Annotated in this window: 1 protein-coding gene; it reads right to left on the bottom strand. The window is 62.7% G+C overall.

The genetic code is table 11. From position 1 onward, the window contains the following. Positions 1 to 193 precede the first annotated feature (193 nt). Positions 194 to 3,469 carry an SUMF1/EgtB/PvdO family nonheme iron enzyme gene (locus K1X71_21070; GenBank protein MBX7075641.1) on the bottom strand — a complete coding sequence of 1,092 codons (3,276 nt, stop codon included), beginning with the start codon at positions 3,467 to 3,469 and terminating at the stop codon, positions 194 to 196. Between the last annotated feature and the right edge of the window lie 371 nt (positions 3,470 to 3,840).

Genomic DNA, 3,840 nt, shown 5'->3' with positions numbered 1-3,840 from the left:
CCCAGCCGTCCAGCGCTTCGTGGTGGGATTTGTAGGTCAGCAGGTTGTGGGCGCGCAAGCCGTCCAGGCCGTCGGGCAGTTCCACCGCCGCGTCGGTCCGTTCGGACTTTTGTTCGATGATCACCACTCCCCCGCACCCCCTCCAGAGACCAAGCATCAGAGTCCCAGAGGTCAGAGTTCCCCGAGGCCAGAGCTAACGAACGGGGGCCGAACGCAACACCACCCGAAACCCGACATTGCCGGCGCGGTAGACGGGGCGATGACTGTCGCGGAAGGCACAGCGCGCGCCGCCGCGACGGTTGTCCCACGAGCCGCCGCGCAGAACCCGCAGGATGTCATTTCCGGCGGCCAGGTTCTCGCGGCGCGCGTCGTCCGGGTCGTAGGGATACCCGAACTCGGGTTCCTTCCAGTCATGGCCCCATAGGCTGCGCGTCCACTCCCAGACGTTGCCGAGCAGGTCGTGTAGGCCGAACCCGTTGGCCGGGAAGCAACCGACCGTTGAGGTATCACCGATTCCGGTCTCTTCGTAATTGGCGCGATTCGGGTCGGGTTCGTCGCCCCACGCGAATACGGCATCCCGCAGCCCGCCTCGCGCCGCCTTCTCCCACTCCAGTTCACTGGGCAGCGTGACCCGCCAGCCGCTTTCGCGTATCCGACGCGCCATCTCGCTACCCTCGAATGCCGGCGAGTGGGCGAGACAGTCGTTCAGCCAGTCGCAATACGCCAAGGCCTCGCGCCAACTGACCCAGCGCACCGGTCGGTTGTCAGGGTCGCGCAAGGCACGGTCATCGCCGACCTTGAGCAGCTTCGCTTTGACGAAGGCTTTGAACTGGGCGACGGTGACCGGATAGCGCGCGATGTAAAACTCGGGAGTTGGCGTGAGTACCTCGTTGCGTTCGTGATCGGGCACATCGGCGTTGATGATTTCCGCAACCCGCTTCGCTGCTGCTTTCGGCGTGCCGATCACGAACTCGGGGTCAGCGGGAATATGCACGAATCCGAGCCGGTCGTCATCCATCAAGTAGAACCGCTGTGGGGCGAAGCGTAGGTCACCGAGCGCTGTCAGCACATCGGCTGCGCGTTTGCGTACCACTAATCTTGAGCTTATCTGCAAGTCCGTGTCTCTTAACAACTCGATAATGCGTCGGGCACAATCCGTCCGGATGGCTTCGCCGCTGTCGGGCCATTCCAACACCGCCACGCCCGCCAGTTCGGCAGCGGAAAATTGTGTATTGGAATGACTGCCAGCCCAAGCCAGCGCGCGGAGGAACTCGCGCGCTACCTTGGTGGCATTGAGGGCCAGGTAGCCGACCAACAGCAGGATCGGTTCGCGCCACCAGGGATCGTCCAGCCGGCCATTGAGGAACGCGAGGATGGCATCCTGACCCTTGCCACCGGTCACCTCGCGCAAGTAGCGCGCCACCAGAAATTCCTGAAGCGCTAGATGAATGAAACGATACGCGCCGTCGCGCTCTTCCAACACGCTGCCGCGTTGCCGGGCGTGGCCGAGAAAGTCGTCGATGCGCGGTTTGAACTCGGCTTCTTCACATAACGCCTGTTTCAGCGCCGGCTCCTCGATTTCGCGGCCCTGGTCGCGGCCCTGCTGGTGCATGTGGAAGGCAAGCTGCTGCGCCATGTCGCGATACCGCTTCCAGTCGGTCGACAGTTCGCGGATGTCGCGCTCCTCGCGCCCGTAATCCACCTGCAACAGGGCGTTGATGGCCTTGTCAAACAGGTCGGCGCGCTCGTCGGGCAACCGACGGTTGTTGAAGTGTACGATCAACAACAGCCGCACCAGCAGCGGACTGTCCACCAGCGCCTCGGCCCGTTCGCCCAGCCGCGCACGGCGCTCTGCTTCCAGCCGTCGAATGCCGCCCAACAAGTCGTTCGCGCGCTCGGTGCGCGCGGCGGCGTCGTGCGGGCAAATGCAGGCGTAGGCTTGGCGCACCATCGGCGCGATGTGCTGCTCGAAGTCGAGCGGCTGCACGGCGATCTCGCGGAACTGCGCGCCCAAGGCTGTGCGCCCGCCGCGGTAGGCGATGGTGCGGCAGGTGACCACAACGCGCAGGTCCTCGCGCCCCGCTACCAATTCTTCCACCGACTGCCGCACTTCGGCGCGCTCGTCCTCGTTGGCCACCTCGTCCAGCCCGTCCAGCAACAGGAGCACGTCCCGACCGTCCTCGAGCAGTTGCGCGAAGAAGTCGGCGGGCAGATTGAAATCGGCTTGCTTGCTGATCAGGTGGTGCGCGATGAAATAAGCCAGCGTTCGCTCTTTCGCCGGCGCGTCGTCCGCCAGGTTGCGGCGGTACCGCGCGAAAGAGGCCAGCGGCACGAAGAGGGGCAGAGGCAGTTCGTTCGGCTGGCATTCCTCGGGCTTTTTCGGTTGGCCCTGTTCGTCCAACTTCGGTTGGCCTTGTTCGTCCAACTCGCTCGGCTTCATCAAAGGTCCGAGACGCGAACGCGCTGGGTCGGGTTGCTCGCTCAGCAGTGAAGACGCGAGCGCCCAGGCCATGTGCAACAGCACCGTGGTCTTGCCGGAACCCGGCCCGCCGATGATGACCAGGCGTCGGCCCAGCCCGAGAACCTCGTTCAAGGGGACAGTGGTATCGTCCCTCATCCATTTGGCGCGCAGCGGCACGTAAGCCATCTCCAGCGGCAGCAACACCACCGGCGCCCCGCCCGCCTGCTCGATGCCGCGCAGTTCGATGTACTCGGTACGCGCCCGCAGCCACCGCAAATAGCCGGCGACCTGTCGCTCGATCTCCTCTGGGGTCAGCCGCCCGCTAATGGCGGCATGGTAGTGGGTGACGATCTGCAAGCCGGTGTTGATCGGGGCGGTGTTCTGGCCGCCGATTGCCACGCCGCCGGCGCTGGCCGCCCTCGCACCCGGTCCTTGCGCGATGGCGCCGCTGCCGGTGAGTGTCGCGTTGTAGGTATTACCACCCGCCGCCGCGGCATCACCTTTGTCCGGTTTGAACTCGATGAAGCCGCCAGCGACCAGCTTGTCCAGTTGCTGGTTGAAGTGGAGTTTCAGCGCGTCGATGTTCTGGTAGGTGGTGTAGAAGTGCCCCAGGGCATCCAGCTTGTCCTGGAACGCCAACAGGCTCATCAAATCCTTTCTGTTGGTGCTGCTGGGGCTGATCGGCACATCCTTGAAATAAGTGAAGATAAACGGTTTGCTGGTGGCCTGGAACTGCCCGAAGGCGGTCTCGAACTCCTCTTCGGTGTAGGGGCCGACCTTGGTAAAGAACAGCATGACCAAGACGTCGCACTCCCGAATCGCCTGGTTGTACTCGTCTTGCAACCGCGTTGGCGACAGCGCGTCGAGAAAGTCTTCCCACACGATCAGCTTGAGGAAAACACCTTTATCGATCCAATCGTTGTTCTTGCGATTGATGAAAATCTCGAACTCCTTCCGGTCTTCCTTCAGTTCGGAAGACGAGGCGAGGAAGATTTTTTGGGTCTGCATGGTCGGTCTCCTGTCCGCCGCGCCGGGTTCCGAACCGGCGAGAATGTCGTGTTTTCCCCCTGCTCGGTTCCGAGAGCGGGTCTGACCCCAAGCCAAATCCACCGGTGAAATCTGATTCAATTTCCGAATGGATATTGAGCTTTTGGTGGCTTTTAGTAGGTTGGGCTGAACGTAGTGAAGCCCAACATCACGACCTTTTGTCGGGCAACGCTACGCTATTGCCCGACCTACGCCCTGCGCCAAACGGCATAAAACCTATACGGAATTGGTATAACTCCTGATAGCCGCCGTCTCGCCGTGGATCGGACAGGATGGCGGGGGTCCGAGGGATACCACCGAAAACACGCCACGCCGTCGCCGACAGGATGCGG

This window comes from Pirellulales bacterium (assembly GCA_019694455.1).
Taxonomy (GTDB): Bacteria; Planctomycetota; Planctomycetia; order Pirellulales; family JAEUIK01; genus JAIBBY01.
Note: the sequence above shows the minus strand (reverse complement) of the source record. Positions and strands in the feature narration are given on the sequence as shown.

Excerpts from the sequence above, each read along its gene's own strand:
- K1X71_21070 (MBX7075641.1), bottom strand. The coding sequence starts at position 3,469 with ATGCAGACCCAAAAAATCTTCCTCGCCTCGTCTTCCGAACTGAAGGAA.